This is a genomic window from Albidovulum sediminis (assembly GCF_025380365.1).
Taxonomy (GTDB): domain Bacteria; phylum Pseudomonadota; class Alphaproteobacteria; order Rhodobacterales; family Rhodobacteraceae; genus Albidovulum; species Albidovulum sediminis.
Window position 1 is genome coordinate 185,775 of the sequence record NZ_JAOCQF010000003.1, and the last position, 17,372, is coordinate 203,146.

The window sequence follows — 17,372 nt, forward strand, 5'->3', positions numbered from 1 at the left end:
GCAATCGCGAGCGCGCGCAACCGGAATCCGAGCCGGCAGCGGCAACTGTCGGCGGTATCGCGCGCCCCGAAGTTCGCCCCCGGGCGCCTGCCATTTCCGCCACCTTGCCGCCGGCCAGCCCTTCGCGCAGTCCCTATGCTTATTCCAAGGTCGATGAATGCCCGAAGCCTGCGCTGTCCGGGCGGTCCATCCCGGTTCGAGCGGTGATCGGGCGGTCGCTCGCAAGAACGATCCGCAGCGAAGGTCAGGAGATCCATGCAAGCGCCGTCGAAGACAGGGGAAGGAACCGCGAAGGAGGTCTTCCTCGCCCTCCTCAAGCTAGGGCTTACCTCGTTCGGCGGGCCCATCGCGCACCTGGGCTACTTCCGGGACGAGCTGGTGATCCGGAGGCAGTGGCTTGATGAGCGTGCCTATGCCGATCTCGTGGCGCTGTGCCAGTTCCTGCCGGGGCCGACATCGACGCAGACCGGGTTCGCCATCGGTCTGATGCGGGCGGGCTGGGCCGGAGCACTGGCGGCCTTCGTGGCCTTTACCCTGCCTTCTGCGCTGATGCTCGGTGCCTTTGCACTGGCAGGGGCAGGGATCGGACGACCAATCGGAGAAGGCGCGCTGCACGGGCTGAAGCTGGTCGCCGTCGCCATCGTGGCACAGGCCGTCTGGGGCATGGCTCGCAGTCTATGCCCCGATCGCACCCGGACGGGAATCGCCGCCGGGGCTTTGCCCTGCTGGCATTCCTGGCCGTCATGCTCCTCTTGCCCCTGATTGCGGGGACGTCGCAGGCCCTGGCCTTCGTCGACTGCTACTTCCGCGCGGGCGCGCTGGTCTTCGGTGGAGGGCATGTGGTCCTGCCCATGCTACAGGCCGAAATCGTGGCGCCCGGCTGGGTTTCGCCCGATCGGTTTCTTGCCGGTTACGGTGCGGCGCAGGCGGTTCCCGGGCCGCTGTTCACCTTCGCGGCCTATCTTGGCGCGGTCACCCCGGTCGAGCCGAATTGATTGCCCGGCGCGGTCGGGAACAGCACGGACTTTGCCTTGGCGCTTGCCAGCTTCCTGCTGCTGGTCGTCTGGAAGGCTCCGCCGTGGTTCGTCGTCGTCGCAGCCGCGATGAGCGGCGCGACCCTCACACTGCTTGCCTGACGGCCGCTGGCACGCTGACCCGAAGGGCGGCGCTACCTGCGATAGGTCCGCGGGTCCAGCGCGCCGCCCGAGGCAGGACCGCGCAGGGGCTGGATCAGCATCCGGTCAAGCCACAGGTCGCGCGGCGTGCGGAACTGCTCGATGCCGATCTCCATCCGATCATGCCCCTTTGCCGGCTGGGCGACATAGGTGCCCAGAAGCCGGTCCCACCAGGGAACCGAGAAGCCGAAGTTGGAGTTCGTCTCGCGCGGGTCAACCGAGTGATGAACGCGGTGCATGTCCGGCGTGACGAGGACCAGGCGCAACACGCGATCCAGCCCGGGCCGCAGGGTGATGTTGGAGTGATTGAAGAGAGAGGCGGCATTCAGGATCACCTCGAAGGCCAGGACCGCGATCGCGGGCGCGCCGATCGCGCCCACCACGGCAAGCTTGATCGCCATCGAGAGAAGGATCTCGATCGGGTGAAAGCGCAGGCCCGTGGTCGCGTCGAAATCCAGGTCCGCGTGATGCATGCGGTGCAGGCGCCAAAGCCCCGGAACGGCATGGAACATCACATGCTGAAGATAGATCGCCAGATCGAGGATCAGGATCGCGCCGACGAAGGCAAACCAGCGCGGCACCTCGATGACGTTGAAAAGCCCCCAGCCCTTCGCCTCGGCCATCCCGGCCAGGCCCACCGCGAGAACCGGGAACGACAAGCGCAGCACCGCCGTGTCGAGCGCGACCAGCGCCAGGTTGTTGGTCCAGCGGATCAGCCGGGGAATCTCGCGCCGGCGCCTTGGCGCCGCCAGTTCCCACACCATCATCGCGACCAGAACGCCCAGAAAGGCAGCCAGCCGGAAACCGGGCTCATGGACCAGCAGGAACTCGGACATCGTGGCGACCTCGCCGCGGCCTTGGCGCTCGCAAGGCATCCATTGAATGTCTAGGGTTCGCGGGCAATCCCTGTCAACAAAGGCAGAGGCCGGCGCGACGAGTTGTGCATTCTTTCTGCCCTTGCAGGCAGCTTGGCGCGTTCTGTGCATTGACGCCGCGCGCACAACCGTTCAGTTAAGGGACCTGAACCGCCCAGGCTCTGTCCACGCGGCCTCGCAACAACAGCCAGAGATGATCCCCATGGCAAAGCGGCTTTTCATCGCCATCATTCTTCTCGGTCTCGTGGTCGGGGGAATTGTCTGGTTCAAGTATTTCCGCGACGGGATGATCGCCCAGTTCATGGCAGGGCGCGTGCCGCCGCCGGTGCCGGTCACCGCGCAGACCGTCGAGCCCGTGACCTGGGAGCCGGGCATCGACGCCATCGGTACCGCGATCGCGGCGCGGGGTGTCGACCTGGCGATCGAGGCGGCGGGCATCGTCCGCGCCATCAACTTCGAGGCGAACGACAGCGTGGCCGAAGGCGCGGCGCTGGTGCTGATCGACGACGACAGCGAACGCGCCGCGCTTTCGGCTGCGCAGGCGTCCCTGGGTGTTGCCCTGACGGACGCACGCCGCGCGCAGACGCTGACCGAGCGCGGCGTCAGTGCCGCCAACACCGCCGAGACGGCCGAAGCCCTGGTCGAAAGCGCCCGCGCCCAGGTGGCGCAGGTCCAGACCGCACTTGATGCCAAGACCTCGACCGCGCCCTTTGCGGGCGTGATCGGCATTCCGCGGATCGAGGTCGGACAGTATGTCTCGACCGGCGCGATCTTCGCGACGCTTCAGGACCTGAGCCAGATGCGGGTGGATTTCACCGTCCCTGAACAGCAATTGGGCGCACTCGAACTGGACGGGCCGATCAGCGTCAGCACCGAGGTCGGGGATTTCCGGGCCGAAGGCCGGATCACCGGGATCGAGCCCCAGGTCGATGCGAACTCGCGCCTGGTGTCGGTTCGTGCGGAAGTGAGCAACCCCAGTGGCCGGCTGTTCCCGGGCCAGTTCCTGCGCGTGCGGGTGTCGCTGCCGGCCGAAAACGGCGTGATCGCGGTCGCGCAGACGGCCGTCATCTCCAGCCTATACGGCGATTCGATCTATGTCGTCCGACCGGGCGAGGGCGAGGGTGCGTTGACCGTCGAGCAGGTCTTCGTGCAACTCGGGCGCCGGTCGGGCGGGCTGATCGAGGTGACGCAGGGGCTGGCGCCCGGTGACCAGATCGTCACGTCGGGCCAGAACCGGCTGTCGAACGGTGCGAAGGTGGTGATCGACACGTCCGTCGACCTTTCGGTGACGGATGGGCAGTCTGACGGATAGGGGCGGCGAATGCATTTCTCCGAAATCTTCATCCGCAGGCCCGTCCTGTCGACCGTTCTCGCGGCGCTGATCACCTTCCTCGGGCTTGCCTCGGTGGTGAACCTGCCGGTGCGGCAGTACCCGGAGGTCGAGGAAAGCGTCATCACCATCACGACGGTCTATCCCGGCGCGGCACCCGACCTCATCCAGGGATTCGTGACTTCGCCCATCGCGGCTGCCGTGTCGACGACCGAGAACGTGGACTACATCACCAGCCAGTCGCGGCCCTCGGCCTCGGTGGTGACGGTGCAGATGCGGCTTGGCGCCGACCCCGACATTGCGCTGACCGAGGTCATGTCGAAGGTCCAGCAGGTGCGGGGCGAGTTGCCGCAGGATACCGAGGATCCGGTCATCGCCAAGGGGACGGGGCGCACCTTCGCGCTGATGTACCTGGCGGTCCGCAACCCGAACATGACGCCGGAGCAGTTGAACGAATACCTCTCGCGCGTGGTGCGGCCGCGGGTCACCAACATCGGCGGCGTGGCGCAGATGGAAATTCTGGGGGGGCAGACCTATGCGATGCGCATCTGGCTCGACCCGCTGAAGCTTTCCGCGCGGGGCGTGACCGCTTCCGAAGTGCTGGCCGCGATCCGGTCCTCGAATTTCCTCTCGGCCCCCGGAAAGACCGAGAACGAGTATTTCTCCTACGCCCTGACGCTCGATTCCACGATCCAGACGCCTGAGGCCTTCGGCGCGCTTCCGCTGGCCCAGGGCGCAAACGGCGTGGTCCGCCTGCGCGACGTCGCGCAGATCGAGCTTGCCTCGGGAACCACCGACGCCATCGTGATGTTCGGGGGCGAACGCGGCACGTTCATCGGGATCATTCCCGCGCCCGGCGAAAACCAGCTTGATGTCGCCACAAACGTCCGCGACGCCCTGCCCGCGCTGACCGCGACGCTGCCGCGGGGGATGACCATCGACCTCGTCTACGATTCGACCGAGACCATCGCCGCCTCGATCGAGGAGGTGTTCAAGACCATCGCCGAGGCCGTCCTGATCGTCGTCGTCGTGATCCTTCTCTTCCTCGGCTCGTTCCGGTCGGTGCTGATGCCGATCGTCACCATCCCGCTGTCGCTGATCGGCGTCTGTTCGGTGATGCTGGCGCTGGGGTATTCGATCAACCTGCTGACGCTTCTGGCGATGGTGCTGGCCATCGGGCTGGTGGTCGACGACGCGATTGTCGTGGTCGAGAACATCCACCGCCACATCGACGAGGGCATGAAGCCCGCGCGCGCAGCCATCCGCGGCATGAAGGAGATCACCGGGCCCGTCATCGCCATGACGATCACGCTGGCGGCGGTACTTTCGCCCCTGGCCTTCACGGGCGGTCTGACAGGATCACTCTTCACCGAATTCGCGCTGACGCTTGCGGGGTCGGTGGTCATTTCCGGGGTCGTCGCACTGACGATCACGCCCGCGATGTCGGCGCGCCTGCTCAGCCACGATGCGCCGGGCAGATTCCAGCGCACCGTCGACCGGGCGCTGGGCGGTCTTGCCAACTGGTACGAACGGCGGGTGTCCTCCTCGCTCGATTATCGACCGGTGACCATGCTCATGGTCCTGGCGCTGCTCAGCGTGTCCGGGTTCATGTTCGTGAACACCTCCTCGGAGCTTGCCCCAGAGGAAGACAACGGCGCGCTTTTCGCGATCATGAACGGCCCCCGCTACGCGACCCTCGAATACACGGACGCCTTCACCCAGGAGGTCAGCCGCCGCACTGCGGATATCGAGGAAGTGCGGACCTCGTTTTCCGTCGCGGGCATGGGCGGGGCCTCCAGCTCCGGTTTCTACATCTGGGCGTTCAAGGACTGGGCCGACCGCAGCCGCAGCCAGTCCGAGATCCAGCAGCAGATCCAGGCCATCCTCGACAACGCACCGGGGCTGCAAAGCTATGTCTTCGCGCCCCCGTCGCTGCCCGGCGCGGGTGGCGGGCTGCCGATCTCGATGATCATCCAGTCCATCCACGCGCCCGAGCGTGTGGTCGAGATCGCCGAGGAAATCCGTGCCAAGGCGATGCAGTCGGGCATGTTCATCGTCGTGCAGAACAGCCTGTCCTTCGACGCACCGCAGGTTCGGCTGACCATCGACCGCGACCGCGCCGCGCAGCTGGGCGTGGCCGTCAGCGACATCGGCTCCACCCTTGGCCTGCTTGTCGGCGGTGGCGCGGTGGCGCAGTTCGACCGCGATTCCAACAGCTACGACGTCATCACCCAGGTTCCGCGCGAATGGCGCGACAACCCCGAACGGCTGGGCGAGTTCTTCGTGCGGTCACGGTCGGGCGACATGGTCCCGCTGGCCTCGGTCGTCACCATCGAGGACACCGTCTCCGCCGCGGCCATCGAGCAGTTCAACCAGCTCAACTCTGCCACGCTTTCGGCCATGCCGATGATCGGCATCTCCAGCGGCGTCGCGCTGGCCGAGCTTGAGCGGATCACCAACGAGGTTTTGCCGGACGGGTTCTTCATCGACTATTCCGGCCAGTCGCGGCTGGAAAAGACCGAAGGCAACACGATCCTGCTGGCATTCGGCGCCGCGCTGGTGGTGATCTACCTGGTCCTTGCCGCGCAGTTCGAAAGCTTCCGCGATCCGTTCATCATCCTGATGTCGGTGCCGCTGTCGATCTTCGGCGCGATGCTACCGCTGTTCTTCGGTGCGAGCACGCTGAACATCTACACCCAGGTGGGGTTGATCACGCTGATCGGCCTGATCACCAAGCACGGCATCCTGATGGTAGAATTCGCCAACCAGCAACGCGAGGAACATGGGCTTTCGCGCCGCCAGGCCATCGTCGCCGCGGCCAAGACCCGCCTGCGCCCGATCCTGATGACGACCGCGGCGATGGTGCTTGCGGTGGTGCCGCTGATCATCGCCGAGGGTGCGGGCGCCGCCGCCCGTCAGGCCATGGGCCTCGTGATCTTCGCGGGCCTCATGATCGGCACGATGTTCACGCTTTTCGTCGTGCCCATGTTCTACACGCTCATCTCCCGCAGCGACGCGGACTACCTGCTGCACAAGCGCGGGGAAGAGATGCGCTTTGGAACGGCCTGAACAGCCATGACGCCGGAAGCCCCCGCACCCATGCCCTGGATCGGGACGCAAGGGGGCGACCTTGCGGCACGGCCGGCGCACCGCGACTGGCTGATGACGCAAGCGTGCGACCTGATCGGCTTCTTCCGCCGGGGCGCGCTCAATCCAAGCGGCGGCTTCTTCGCGCTTGACGATGCGGGCGGCCCGCTGCCGGCCTCCGGCCCTGGCGGGCCGGTGCGCCACCTGCACGAAACCACGCGAATGGTTCACTGCTTTGCCATCGCGCATCTTCTTGGCCTGCCGGGATCGGACCGCATGATCGGCCACGGCATGGCATTCCTGCGCCAGCGCCATCGCGACCGTGCACAGGGCGGCTGGTTCTGGTCGGTGGACGATGCCGGCCCGGTTGACGCCACGAAGCAGGCCTATGGCCACGCCTTCGTGCTTCTTGCCGCGTCGTCGGCCAAGGTCGTCGGCCATCCGGACGCCGATGCACTGATCGAGGATGCAACGGCGATCCTGAACCAGCGCTTCTGGGACGAGGCCGCAGGCGCCACGACCGAGGAATACGGCGCCGATTGGCAGCCGCTCGGCTCCTATCGCGGACAGAACTCCAACATGCACCTGACCGAGGCGCTGATGGCCGCCTATGAGGCCACCGCCGAACCCGACTACCTGCGCAAGGCCGAACGCATCGCCGGACTGATCATCGACCGTCACGCCCGCAGCCTTGGCTGGCGCGTGGCGGAACACTTCCGCGCCGACTGGAGCGTGGATCGCGATTATGCGGGCGACCCGATGTTCCGCCCCGCCGGCACCACGCCCGGCCACGCGCTGGAATGGAGCCGCCTTCTGATCCAGCTTTGGGAACTGGGCGGGCGCCGCCTGTCCTGGCTGCCAGATGCCGCGCGTAACCTGTTCCTGCACACCTGCGACATCGGCTGGGACAGGGAGACAGGCGGGTTCTACTACACGCTCGACTGGAACGACCGCCCGGACCGCGCGGACCGCTACTGGTGGCCCTGCGCCGAAGGCATCGCCGCCGCCGCGGTGCTGCGACAGACCGGGGGCGATGCCCGTTTCGAAGCCTGGTACCGGCGCATCTGGGATTTCACCGCAAGCCACCTGATCGACACGGAACGCGGAGGCTGGTTCCCTGAACTGGACGGAGACCTGAGGCCGATATCCGCGGTCTTCCGGGGCAAGCCCGACCTCTACCACGCATTGCAAGCGTGCCTGATCCCGCTTCTTCCTGCGGACGGCAGCATCACCCGCGGGCTTTCCCGCGCGTGAATCGCGTACCCGGCCCTTCGGGGCGGTCTTTTTCTGCACCTGCGAAAGCCCGCTTGCACGCCGCAGCGCAATATCATATCCCCTAGGCGACTTATCACGAAACTTCCTTGCGAGACGACCTGCCATGAGCTTTCGCCTTCAACCCGCCGCACCCGCCCGCCCCAACCGCTGCCAGCTGTTCGGTCCCGGCTCCCGCCCAGCCCTTTTCGAGAAGATGGCGGCATCGGCGGCCGACGTGATCAACCTCGACCTCGAGGATTCGGTCGCGCCCGACGACAAGGCGCAGGCACGCCGGAACATCATCCAGGCCATCGGCGACGTGGACTGGGGCACGAAGCATCTCTCGGTCCGCATCAACGGCCTCGATACCCCCTTCTGGTACCGCGATGTAGTCGACTTGCTGGAAAACGCTTCCGAACGGCTCGACCAGATCATGATCCCCAAGGTGGGCTGCGCGGCCGATGTCTATGCCGTGGATGCCCTTGTGACGGCGGTCGAGGCCGCGATGGGGCGCCGGAAGCGCATCGCGCTCGAAGTCATCATCGAATCCGCTGCCGGCATCTCGCACGTCGAGGAAATCGCGGCATCCTCCCCCCGCCTTCAGGCGATGAGCCTTGGCGCAGCGGATTTTGCCGCCTCCATGGGCATGCAGACGACCGGCATCGGCGGGACGCAGGAAAACTACTACATGATACGCGAGGGGGTCCGGCACTGGCCCGACCCATGGCACTGGGCGCAGGCCGCCATCGTCGCCGCCTGCCGGACCCATGGTGTCCTGCCGGTGGACGGCCCCTTCGGCGACTTTTCCGACGACGAGGGCTTCCGCGCCCAGGCGCGTCGGTCGGCCACGCTCGGCATGGTCGGGAAATGGGCGATCCACCCGAAGCAGGTGGCGCTTGCCAACGAGGTCTTCACGCCGTCTGAGGCCCAGGTGGCCGAGGCGCGCGAGATCCTTGCCGCGATGGAGGCCGCCAAGGCCGCGGGCCAGGGTGCGGCCACCTACAAGGGACGGCTGGTGGACATCGCCTCGATGCGCCAGGCCGAGGTCATCGTGCGGCAGGCGGAACTGATCGGCGGCTGACGCTCACCGCCACATGAGTTGCATTTCTCCGGTCGCGGCTTCATATATCCCGGGTCCTGAGCGGAGTGTCACATGAACTATCTCGAGTTCGAGAAGCCCCTGGCCGAGATCGAAGGCAAGGCCGAGGAACTGCGCGCGCTTGCCCGCAAGAACGAGGAGATGGATGTCGAAAAGGAAGCGGCAGCGCTTGACCGCAAGGCGGCCGAGATCCTGAAGGACCTCTACAGGAACCTCGACCCGTGGCGGAAATGCCAGGTGGCCCGCCATCCCGACCGGCCCCACTGCAAGGACTACATCGACGCACTCTTCAACGAGTTCACCACACTCGCGGGGGATCGCAACTTCGCCGACGACCACGCCGTGATGGGCGGCCTCGCCCGCTTCAACGATCAGCCCGTCGTCGTCATCGGCCATGAAAAGGGCAACGACACCAAGTCGCGGATCGAGCGCAACTTCGGCATGGCCCGGCCCGAGGGCTACCGCAAGGCGATCCGGCTGATGGACCTGGCCCAGCGCTTCGGCCTTCCCGTCATCACCCTCGTCGATACGCCGGGCGCCTATCCGGGCAAGGGCGCGGAGGAACGCGGCCAGTCCGAGGCGATCGCGCGCGCCACCCAGAAATGCCTCGAGATCGGCGTGCCGCTCATCTCCGTCATCATCGGCGAGGGTGGGTCAGGCGGCGCGGTGGCCTTTGCGACCGCGAACCGCGTCGCCATGCTCGAACACTCGATCTATTCGGTGATCTCGCCCGAAGGCTGCGCCTCGATCCTGTGGAAGGACGCCGAGAAGATGCGCGAGGCCGCCGAGGCGCTGCGCCTGACCGCGCAGGACCTGCTGAAGCTTGGCGTCATCGACCGCATCATCCCCGAACCTCTCGGAGGGGCGCAGCGCGGCCGCAAGGACGCGATCGACGCGGTCGGCAAGGCCATCGAGGTCATGCTGAAGGAGCTTGCGGGCAAGAAACCCGCCGAACTGGTCAAGGACCGGCGGCAGAAGTTCCTCGACATGGGGTCGAAAAGCCTCGCGGCCTGATCGCGGCCTTCCTGCTTCTTCGTTGTCCCACATGTTCCTGACGAAGGCCGCCCGAGCGCCTTCGCGGGACGTGAAGGGGCAAGAACCGGCTTGCGCCGCGGGCGCGCCATTGAAGGGCGGGCGCGCGCGTCACCCCGGCCGGTGAAAGCCCGCTTCCGTCATCAGCCGGTTCGACGCGCCTTCCACCACTTCCTCGATTTCCGCCATGAAGGCCTCGACGCGCTGGCCGGCCGGAATGCGCGGCAGGAACTCCACGACCGCCAGCCCCGGCTTGCGCAGAAGGCCATGCCGGGGCCAGAAGACACCCACATTCGTGGCCACCGGCACGCAGTCCTGCTTCAGTTGCGCATAGAGCACGCCGACGCCGACCTTGTAGGGCTTCGTCGCCCCGGCCGCGACGCGCGTGCCCTGCGGATAGATGATCAGTTGCCCCGGCCGCTCCTCGCGCGCGGCCTTCACCTCGGCCACCATCCTGCGCATCGCCTCGCCGCCCTTGCCGCGATCGACCGGGATGCAGCCCAGCCTGCGGGCATACCAGCCGACGATGGGCGCCCAGAGAAGCTCCTTCTTCATGATGAACTTCGGTCGCGGCACCACCGAAATGATCAGGATGATGTCGAAGAAACTCTGGTGCTTGGCGGCGATCACCACCTCGTCCTCAGGGATCTCGCCGCGGATTTCCGACCTTAGCCCCACGAGCGCGGCCGCGGATGCCCTGACCCAGCGGGCATAGGCGTGCACGGCCCGTATCGCGTTGTCGCGGTTCCATAATACCGCGGGCAGCCAGGCCAGCGCGTAGGCCACCATCGCGAGATACATCTGGGCGATGAAGACTGCGGACAGAAGGTATTGCAGCAGGATTCTCATGCGGGGTGCCTCATTCGCTCTGCCTCATGCCTCGTCCCTCAGCCGGCGAAGTGCCGCCGCGCGGGTGGCGACAAGCGCGGTAATCGCCGCGATGGCGGGAACGGACAGCGCCCAAAGCCATTCGCGGCCGGAAAAGCCGAGGTGAGTCAGAAACTCGCCGTCCGCGACCACGGGCAGAGCCGCAACCGCGGCCGCCGCGACCGTGGTTCCGGCCAGCGCACCAAGGGTCGCGCGCAGGGTGTAGCGGCGGACGAAGGCGCGCGCGATCGTCACATCCCGCGCGCCGATCAGGCGCAGAACCCGTATCACCTGCCCGTTGGCAGCAAGCGAGGCCTGCACGGCCAGCGTCACCATGGCCGCCGTCGCCCCCCCGATCAGCGCGAGCGAAAAGACGGCGATCCGTCTGAGCGCTACGGCGGTATCCGCCAGCGGCGCGCGCCAGCGGCTGTGATCGTCGAGCACAGCACCCGGCGCTTCCGCGGACAGGCGCAGGCGCAGCCCTTCGGCATCGAACGCCTGCGGCTCGGTGGTGATCGCGACAAGGCGCGGGATGGGCAGGGTTTCCACCGGCAGGTCGGGGCCGAACCATGGCGCCAGCAGCGCCCGGGTTTCCTCGGCCGGGATTTCGCGGCTGCTGACCACGCCGGGCGTCGTCGTCAGCACCTCGAGCACCCTGCGGGTCTGGAGGTCGGCCTGATCGGGGGCTGCCGAAATCCGGACGGTGGCCGTCGCCGCGAGGTCGCCAGACCAGCTGTCGGCCAGCCGATTGGCCGAGAATGCAAGCGCAAGCGTGAAGACCGCCAGAAAGGCCATCGCGGCGGCCGCGAGCAGCGTGAGCGTGGCACTCGCCCCGGCGGCAGGAACAATGCGGTCGATCCCCGGCGCAAAGGTGGCGGGCGCGGCGGACCGGGTGCTGATGGGCTTCACAGGTCTGCCCCCGCGGTCTGAACCTGACCATCCTTGATCCTCAGCACCCGCGCGGCAACCTGCGTCTTCGCGGTCCGGATCAGGTTGAGGTCATGGGTCGCGATCAGCACCGTCTTTCCCATCCGGTTCAACTCGACCAGCAGCGAAAGAAGCCGCATAGACATCTCCCAGTCGAGATTGCCCGTCGGCTCGTCAGCCAGGATCACGTCGGGTGCGCCGATGATCGCACGCGCCAGCGCGCCACGCTGACGTTCCCCGCCCGACAGTTCCGAGGGAAGCGCCCCTTCGCGGCCGCGCAGCCCCACCCATGCCAGAAGGTCCGCCAGATCGCTTTCCACAATCGGCCGCCCCGCGACGATCAGCGGCAAGGCAACGTTCTCGGCCAGTGTCAGATGGTCGAGGAATTCGCAGTCCTGGTGCACGACGCCGATCCTGCGGCGCATTCCGGCCAGATCATCCCGCGAAAGCTGGGCCAGATCCGCGCCGAAGGCAGACAGCCGGCCAGCGTTGGGCCGGAGCTCTCCGTAGCACAGCTTCAGGAAGGTCGTCTTGCCCGCGCCTGATGGTCCGGTCAGGAAATGGAATGACGCGCGCGACAGCGTCAGGCTCACGCCCGCCAGCAGCGTCCTGCCGGGGTAGCCGTAGCTGGCATCGTGCAATTCTATCACCTTTTCCTCCGCCTTAGCGTGGCATTCCCGCCCCGGTGCCCGTCCGTTTGCCGGCCTCTGGCCGCAAATGCTTGGATCGCGACGTCATGCTTGCTACAACAGGGCAAATACAAAGGCCAGAATGGCTTTGACATCAGAGGCTCGGGCAGGAAATCGGGTGACTACATGCGGCTGATATGCCCAAACTGCGGCGCACAGTACGAGGTTGACGACAGCGTCATCCCCGACAGCGGCCGCGACGTGCAGTGTTCGGACTGCGGAACCGCCTGGTTCCAGAAAAGCGCGGCCGCGACCGCCGCCGAAACGGAAGCGCGGCGCATTGCCGTCGTTGCCGCGGCAAGCAAGGGAACGGCGATGGAGTGGGCGGAGACGTCCAGGCTTGCCGGCGACACCGAAGAGGCCACCCCTGCACCGCCGCCGGAGGAGAGCGCTTCGGCGGGACCCGCTGAGATTGAGGCCGAGGTGGTGGCCGAGGCCGAACCCACGCCGCCCGTGGCACCCGAAGTCCCCGAAGAGGTGGCGCCCGAGTTGGAGCCGGAGCCGCAGGTCGTCTTCAAGCGCCGTGCGATCGACGAGACAACCCTGAACGTCCTGCGCGAGGAAGCGGAGCGCGAGGCGAAGGCGCGGCGCGAAGAACAGGGCGGCGCATTGCAGCGGCCCGCCGTGTCCGAACCCGAAGCCAGCGGGGAGCGCAGCCTGCAAGCGCGTGCCATGCCAGATGCGGCGGCGGTCGCGCAGCCGGCCCCCGCAGCCGTGGCGACCCCGGCACCGGCCCCGGCGCCCGCAGCCGCGCCTGCCGAGGATGACCGACATTCCCGCAAGGAGCTTCTGCCCGATATCGAGCAGATCAAATCCACCCTGCGCTCCACCTCGGATCGTGATGGCGATGCGGCATCGCGTGACGCCCCGGAATACCAGCGCCGTCAGCGGGCGTCTTTCCGAACCGGTTTTGTCATGGCCATCGTCATGATTGCGGCCCTGTTCGCCCTCTACGCCATGGCGCCCGAAATCGTGTCGGCCATGCCGGGCACCGAGGGCCTGATGGCCGCCTATGTAGGCACCGTCGATGGTTTGCGGCTCTGGCTGCAGAACGTGACCCTGGCGGCGGCCGAGGCGATGGGCGGCCCGGGCCTCTGATCCCGGACGCCTGATTCCAGCGAGGCCCCCGCGCCTCAGAAGCGATCGAGCAGGCGCTTGAAGTAATCCAGTTCAAGCTGCGGTCGGGTTCCGTCGTTCGAGCGGCGCCGCAACTCGTCCAGAAGGTCGATGGCGCGGCGGTAGACATCCTTTTCCTGAAGCATGTTCTGGTCCGACTCGATCCCGCCCAGGCTGCCGGCGGTCCGGCCCAAGGGGTCGCGCGGTACCTCGCGCGTGCCGTCGCCCTGCATCTGGCCCTGGTTTCCGGGCTGGTCGTTGCGGTTCTGCGCCAGCGCCTCGCCCAGGTTGCGCAGGCCTTCGCGCAGGTTGCGGATGGCTTCGGCCTGACGGTCGAGTGCCCCCGACATGTCGCCATCGCGCAGGGCCCCCTCGGCCTCCTCCATCGCGCGGGCGGCATCGTCCAGGGCCTGCCGTGCGGCTTCGTCAAGGTCTCCGCCCCCGGTGTCGGGCAGACGGCCCTGCTGTTCCGCAAGCTGGTCGCGCAGGGCACGCTGGCGCTCCGCCAGACTGCGCTGGTCGCCCTCTCCCGGTTGCGATCCCTCGGGCGCACCCTCCTGGCCGGGCTGGTTCTGGCCGGCCTCGCCATCGGCGCGACCGCCGGGCTGGCCCGGCTGCGGCTGCCCCTCGCCGCCGCGACTGCCCTGCTGAAGGTTGCGGAACGACTCGTCAGACAGCTGCTGCTGCCCGCGCAGGGTTTCCTGAAGGTCCCGCATCGCCTGCCCGCCCGGCGTCTGCTGGCCTTCGCCGCCCTCGCCGCGCGTCACGCGCAGGTTCTCCATCATCCGGCTCAACTGGTCGAGCAGTTCCTGCGCCTCGGCCATGCGTCCTTCTTCCATCAGGCGCTGGATTTCATCCATCATCTGCTGAAGCTGATCGCCGGTCATCTGCTGGCCATCCTGCGCCTGCCGGTCGGGTTCGTCCGTACCGCCTTCGCGCTCGGCGTTCTCGGCAAGTTCGCGGATGTAATCGTCGGTCGCTTGCCGAAGGTCATCCATCAGCTTCTGGATCTCCTCGGGGCTGGCACCGTTGCGGATCGCCTCGGCGAGCCGTTCCTGGGCCTGCCGCATCTTCTCAAGCGCGTCGGCCAGGCCGCCATCCTCGATCAGAAGGGCCACCTCCCACAGCGCCTCGGCCACTTCGTCGCGGATGGTCGCGGACAGCGCCCCTTCCTCCAGCCCGGTGTCGAGCCTGCGCATCGCCACCCGCAGCATCAGATAGGCGCGCTCGTTCCGGATAAAGCCTTCGGGCCGATGCGTGATCGCGCGCAGGATCTGCGCCGAACGCCGGCCGTTGTCCCGCGACCACAGCAGATCGCGGCGCATCTCGGCCACCGCGGCGGCCAGCGGGTCGAAGAAACGTCGCCCGGGCAGGATGATGTCCCGCGCCTCGGTCTGCCCGACCTGACCGCGCGAATCCTCGACGAAAAGGCGGATGCTGACAGGCATGTTGGACCAGACATGCTGTGACGCGTCCTCGATCAGGGCATCGGTGAACTCCGCCCGGCTACCTGCAAAAGGCATGGGCAGGTCGTAGACCAGCGTTTCCTGCGGCTCGGGGTCGACGGCCAGGCCATGGCGCCGGTCGATGCGATCCGCATCGAGGACGATCTCGGCCCACCCGCGCAGAACGGAATAATCATCCGCCGCCGTGAAGGGCTGCGACATGACCCCGTCGGCCTCGCGCGTGATCTCGCCTGCGAAGGTCACCGTCGGCGCGGCGTCGGGCGCGACCGTCAGTTGCCATTCCCGACCGCCTTCGCCGCTGATCGCCAGCGTTCCCGACCGCGTGGCCTCGAAGTCATAGGCGCGCACGGGCGAGGCAGGGTCGGCGGCGACGGGATCGGCTGCGGATACGCTTTGCCGGAACGCGAGGTCCTCCGCCGAGGCATAAAGGCGCACGGTCACGCGGGTGCCTTCGGGAACCGTCAGACGCTCGTCCTCAAGGGTGTTGAGATAGAGGCTCGGCTTTCCGGTGTAGCGCGGCGGTTCCAGCCAGGCTTCCCACGACGGCCCGGCGGGCAATGCCGCGGCACCGCCGCCACCGGCGACCGACGCGACGGACCCCACCTTCCAGACCGACCCGAACAGAAGCGCAACGACGAGCAGCGTCAGGGCGGCATAGCGCAGGGCGAAGGGATCGCGCGCCGCCAGCCGGAGGTCGGGCGCCACCGGCCGGGCGGTGGCAAGGCGTGCCGCCATGCGGTCGAGATGCGCGCGCCAGACGATGGCGCTTGCAGGGTCCTTGTCGCCGATCGCCTGACGGTCCGTCAGCGCGGCCAGCGGCCGTCCGGGCAGCGACGCATCGAGACGGGCCATCGCCTCGGCCCGCGTCGGCCATCGGAAGCGTCGGACCCCGACGGCAAGCGCCGCAGCCGATGCGAGGAGTACGGCCACGGTGGCACCCCAGAAAACCTCTCTCGACAGGTGGTCCTGCACCCCGAAGGACAGGACGGCAAGCGATGCCGCCGCGATCGTCCAGAGCGGCCAGAAGCTGCGCGTCAGGCGTTCGGCCAGCATGCCCGCCCGCGTGAAGCGAAGCGGCCAGCGGATGTCCCGCATCGCCGAACGTGGGGTCGGTGTCCTGCGCGTCATTCTCCGTGCCCGTGACCTGACCGCGCCCAACTGCGGGTCAGAGCCACGAGGGGATGCTATCGCGGTTTATGATCTCGTCAAAGCTCGGACGGGCGCGAATGACAGCGAATTGATCCCCGTTCACCAGAATTTCCGGCACCAGCGGGCGGGTGTTGTATTCCGAAGCCATCACAGCCCCGTAGGCACCGGCAGAGCGGAAGGCGACCATGTCGCCCGGCCCGACAGGGGGCATCAGGCGGCCACGGGCAAAGGTATCGCCCGTCTCGCACACCGGGCCGACGATGTCGTAGGCCTTCGGCTCCTCGCCCGGCGCGGGTTCGACGACGGGCACGATGTCATGGTGCGCGCCATACATGGAGGGGCGCACAAGGTCGTTCATCGCCGCGTCGAGGATCAGGAAGTCGCGCCCCTCGCCGTGCTTGAGGTAGATCACCGAGGTCACCAGCAGGCCGGCGTTACCGGAAATCAGCCGCCCCGGCTCGATCTCGATCTCGCAACCCAGATCGCCCACCGTGCGCTTGATCACCTCGCCGTATTCGACCGGCAGCGGCGGGGCGGTGTTGGACCGCTCGTAGGGAATGCCCAGCCCTCCGCCCAGGTCCAGGCGCCGGATCGTGTGGCCGGCGCCGCGCAGCGCGCGGGTCAGTTCGGCAACCTTGAGATAGGCCTGTTCGAACGGCTCCAACTCGGTCAGCTGGCTGCCGATGTGAACGTCGATGCCCACCACCTCGATCCCCGGCAGGCGCGCCGCCTCGGCGTAAACCTCGGGGGCGCGCGCGATGGGAATGCCGAACTTGTTTTCCTTCTTGCCGGTCGCGATCTTCTCATGCGTCCGCGCATCCACGTCGGGGTTGACCCGGATCGCGATCGGCGCGGTCACCCCGAGGCTGGCCGCAACCTCGGACAGTGCCAGAAGCTCAGGCTCGCTTTCCACGTTGAACTGACGGATGCCGCCGGTCAGCGCCATCCGCATCTCGGCGCGGGTTTTGCCGACCCCGGAAAACACGATGTGGTCGCCGGGCACGCCCGCAGCCCTGGCGCGCAGGTATTCGCCCCCCGAGACCACATCCATTCCCGCACCGAGGTTGCCCAGAGTCTTGAGGACGGCGACGTTCGAAAGCGACTTGATGGCGAAGCAGACCAGATGCGGCAAGGGTCTCAGCGCCTCCTCGAACAGGCGGTAGTGCCGTTCCAGGGTGGCGGTTGAATAGACGTAGAAGGGGGTGCCGACCTGGGCCGCGATCTCGGGGATGGCCACATCCTCGGCGTGAAGGACGCCGTTGCGGTAAAGGAAGTGATCCATGCGTGCGCGCCCCCGTTCCCCGTT

The 17,372-nt window shown here is 67.3% G+C and carries 12 protein-coding genes and 1 pseudogene; 7 read left to right on the top strand and 6 right to left on the bottom strand.

Annotated elements, in window-relative coordinates:
• Window positions 1-255 precede the first annotated feature (255 nt).
• Window positions 256-1,136, top strand: a pseudogene (locus tag N5I32_RS15810) (chromate transporter).
• A gap of 32 nt (window positions 1,137-1,168) precedes the next feature.
• Here the strand turns inward: N5I32_RS15810 and N5I32_RS15815 are convergent.
• A complete protein-coding gene (locus tag N5I32_RS15815; RefSeq protein ID WP_261496885.1) occupies window positions 1,169-2,011 on the bottom strand; it encodes a sterol desaturase family protein in 843 nt (280 codons plus the stop codon).
• Between the two features lie 241 nt (window positions 2,012-2,252).
• Between N5I32_RS15815 and N5I32_RS15820 the strand changes: the two genes are divergently transcribed.
• From N5I32_RS15820 to N5I32_RS15840, 5 genes are all read left to right on the top strand, one after another.
• Window positions 2,253-3,362, top strand: coding sequence for an efflux RND transporter periplasmic adaptor subunit (locus tag N5I32_RS15820; RefSeq protein ID WP_261496886.1), 1,110 nt, complete (start codon window positions 2,253-2,255; stop codon window positions 3,360-3,362).
• 9 nt (window positions 3,363-3,371) lie between these two features.
• The gene (locus tag N5I32_RS15825) at window positions 3,372-6,449 is read left to right on the top strand and encodes an efflux RND transporter permease subunit (RefSeq protein ID WP_261496887.1); all 3,078 of its coding nucleotides are present in this window, start codon (window positions 3,372-3,374) and stop codon (window positions 6,447-6,449) included.
• A gap of 30 nt (window positions 6,450-6,479) precedes the next feature.
• On the top strand, window positions 6,480-7,721 hold the full coding sequence (locus N5I32_RS15830; protein WP_261497307.1) for an AGE family epimerase/isomerase: 1,242 nt from the start codon (window positions 6,480-6,482) through the stop codon (window positions 7,719-7,721).
• Window positions 7,722-7,845: 124 nt separating this feature from the next.
• On the top strand, window positions 7,846-8,802 hold the full coding sequence (locus N5I32_RS15835) for an L-malyl-CoA/beta-methylmalyl-CoA lyase (RefSeq protein WP_261496888.1): 957 nt from the start codon (window positions 7,846-7,848) through the stop codon (window positions 8,800-8,802).
• A gap of 72 nt (window positions 8,803-8,874) precedes the next feature.
• On the top strand, window positions 8,875-9,834 hold the full coding sequence (locus N5I32_RS15840; protein WP_261496889.1) for an acetyl-CoA carboxylase carboxyltransferase subunit alpha: 960 nt from the start codon (window positions 8,875-8,877) through the stop codon (window positions 9,832-9,834).
• Between the two features lie 129 nt (window positions 9,835-9,963).
• On the opposite strand, the gene N5I32_RS15845 is transcribed toward N5I32_RS15840, so the two are convergent.
• Genes N5I32_RS15845 through N5I32_RS15855 form a run of 3 tightly spaced genes read right to left on the bottom strand, consistent with a single transcriptional unit; the run spans window position 9,964 to window position 12,296 of the window.
• Complete coding sequence (locus tag N5I32_RS15845; RefSeq protein ID WP_261496890.1) at window positions 9,964-10,701, bottom strand: lysophospholipid acyltransferase family protein; 738 nt, start codon at window positions 10,699-10,701, stop codon at window positions 9,964-9,966.
• Between the two features lie 24 nt (window positions 10,702-10,725).
• Window positions 10,726-11,628 carry a cell division protein FtsX gene (locus N5I32_RS15850; protein WP_439648209.1) on the bottom strand — a complete coding sequence of 301 codons (903 nt, stop codon included), beginning with the start codon at window positions 11,626-11,628 and terminating at the stop codon, window positions 10,726-10,728.
• A complete protein-coding gene (locus tag N5I32_RS15855) occupies window positions 11,625-12,296 on the bottom strand; it encodes a cell division ATP-binding protein FtsE (RefSeq protein WP_261496891.1) in 672 nt (223 codons plus the stop codon). The genes N5I32_RS15850 and N5I32_RS15855 overlap by 4 nt, the downstream gene beginning before the upstream one ends.
• Window positions 12,297-12,461: 165 nt before the next feature.
• Here N5I32_RS15855 and N5I32_RS15860 point away from each other — a divergent pair, with 165 nt between their 5' ends.
• Window positions 12,462-13,433: a zinc-ribbon domain-containing protein gene (locus N5I32_RS15860; RefSeq protein WP_261496892.1), complete on the top strand. Its 972-nt coding sequence runs from the start codon at window positions 12,462-12,464 to the stop codon at window positions 13,431-13,433.
• A 35-nt stretch (window positions 13,434-13,468) separates the two neighbouring features.
• Here the strand turns inward: N5I32_RS15860 and N5I32_RS15865 are convergent, their stop codons facing one another.
• Window positions 13,469-16,045 (bottom strand): TIGR02302 family protein, encoded by a 2,577-nt coding sequence (locus tag N5I32_RS15865; RefSeq protein ID WP_261496893.1) that lies wholly within the window; start codon window positions 16,043-16,045, stop codon window positions 13,469-13,471.
• Window positions 16,046-16,082: 37 nt separating this feature from the next.
• Complete coding sequence (gene lysA, locus N5I32_RS15870) at window positions 16,083-17,348, bottom strand: diaminopimelate decarboxylase (RefSeq protein WP_261496894.1); 1,266 nt, start codon at window positions 17,346-17,348, stop codon at window positions 16,083-16,085.
• Window positions 17,349-17,372: the final 24 nt, after the last annotated feature.

Excerpts from the sequence above, each read along its gene's own strand:
- N5I32_RS15865 (WP_261496893.1), bottom strand. The coding sequence starts at position 16,045 with ATGACGCGCAGGACACCGACCCCACGTTCGGCGATGCGGGACATCCGC.
- N5I32_RS15825 (WP_261496887.1), top strand. The coding sequence starts at position 3,372 with ATGCATTTCTCCGAAATCTTCATCCGCAGGCCCGTCCTGTCGACCGTT.
- N5I32_RS15840 (WP_261496889.1), top strand. The coding sequence starts at position 8,875 with ATGAACTATCTCGAGTTCGAGAAGCCCCTGGCCGAGATCGAAGGCAAG.
- N5I32_RS15835 (WP_261496888.1), top strand. The coding sequence starts at position 7,846 with ATGAGCTTTCGCCTTCAACCCGCCGCACCCGCCCGCCCCAACCGCTGC.
- N5I32_RS15860 (WP_261496892.1), top strand. The coding sequence starts at position 12,462 with ATGCGGCTGATATGCCCAAACTGCGGCGCACAGTACGAGGTTGACGAC.
- N5I32_RS15830 (WP_261497307.1), top strand. The coding sequence starts at position 6,480 with ATGCCCTGGATCGGGACGCAAGGGGGCGACCTTGCGGCACGGCCGGCG.
- lysA (WP_261496894.1), bottom strand. The coding sequence starts at position 17,348 with ATGGATCACTTCCTTTACCGCAACGGCGTCCTTCACGCCGAGGATGTG.
- N5I32_RS15815 (WP_261496885.1), bottom strand. The coding sequence starts at position 2,011 with ATGTCCGAGTTCCTGCTGGTCCATGAGCCCGGTTTCCGGCTGGCTGCC.
- N5I32_RS15820 (WP_261496886.1), top strand. The coding sequence starts at position 2,253 with ATGGCAAAGCGGCTTTTCATCGCCATCATTCTTCTCGGTCTCGTGGTC.
- N5I32_RS15845 (WP_261496890.1), bottom strand. The coding sequence starts at position 10,701 with ATGAGAATCCTGCTGCAATACCTTCTGTCCGCAGTCTTCATCGCCCAG.